This window comes from Microbacterium sp. SD291 (assembly GCF_017355365.1).
Taxonomy (GTDB): Bacteria; Actinomycetota; Actinomycetes; order Actinomycetales; family Microbacteriaceae; genus Microbacterium.
The window spans coordinates 1-1081 of the sequence record NZ_JADIJR010000075.1 but is presented as its reverse complement, the minus strand read 5'-3'; the positions used below and the strand labels follow the sequence as shown (position 1 = coordinate 1081).

Genomic DNA, 1081 nt, shown 5'->3' with positions numbered 1-1081 from the left:
TGTACCCGGCCATCAGGTTGGTAGCAGGCGGCTGATCGGTGGGCGGCCTCCGAGTGCGCTGTGGCGTCGTTCATTGTTGTAGAACTCGATCCAGGGGGCAAGGGCGGCTGCTCGTTCTGCGTTGCTGGTGAAGACGCGGTGGTAGGCCCATTCGGTGGCGAGGGTTCGGTTCAGTCGTTCGACCTTGCCGTTCTGCCAGGGGCAGTGCGGTTTGATGAACTTCTGCCGGATGCGGTGCGCTGCGCAGATTTCGCGTAGCGACCAGCGGTAGGCCCAGGCGTTGTCGGTCATCAACCGCTCGATCCGGGTGATGCCGTGCGCGGCGAAATAGGCGATCGCGCGCTCGAGGAACGCCGCGCATGTCGGCCCCTTCTCGTCGGCAAGGACCTCGCTGTAGGCCAGCCTGGAGTGGTCGTCGATCAAGGAGTGGATGTAGTCGTACCCGACCTTGGTGTTGCGGTCGCGTTGGATCGATCCGCTGGCGCGGCCGTGTGCCCGCCAGCCGCCACCGTCGGGGATCCGGCCGAGTTTCTTCACGTCCATGTGCACCAGCTCGCCCGGCTGGTCGCGTTCATACCGCACGGCGGTCTGCTTCGAGGAACGGATCACGTCGCCGGTGATCGGGTCGCACTCACGCAGGTAGGGCACGTTGTGGCGGCGCAGGATCCGCGACACCGTCCGTGCGGGCACCCCGACCTTTGCGCCGAGGACATCAGGGCCACTTCGCTCCTTAGCCCGCGCTGCGAGCACCCGTTGCTCGATCTCGTCACTCGTCCTCGTGGGCATCGTGTGGGGCCGTGAGGACCGCGTCGCGAGCCCGGCATCGCCTTCGGTGGCATGACGGTCGATCCAGGTCTTCACGCACTTGCGGGAGACGCCCATCGCGGCGGCGATGTGAGCTTGCGGCCAACCGGCCTGGTGGCGTTGGACGATCAATCGGCGACCGTGAACGGTCAGCCGCGCATTACCGTGGGACACGAGAACCTCCGTGTTGGAGTGGGCCTTAGACAAGCCACATCCCACTCGGAGGTTCTCGTTCGTTCAACCAGGCTCGCCGCTACCAACGTCCTGGCCGGGTACA

1 protein-coding gene is annotated in these 1081 nt (G+C 65.7%); it reads right to left on the bottom strand.

Going from position 1 to position 1081, the window contains the following annotated elements; genetic code table 11:
- Window positions 1-12: 12 nt before the first annotated feature.
- Window positions 13-978: an IS481 family transposase gene (locus IPV10_RS16825; RefSeq protein ID WP_207485820.1), complete on the bottom strand. Its 966-nt coding sequence runs from the start codon at window positions 976-978 to the stop codon at window positions 13-15.
- Window positions 979-1081 lie beyond the last annotated feature (103 nt).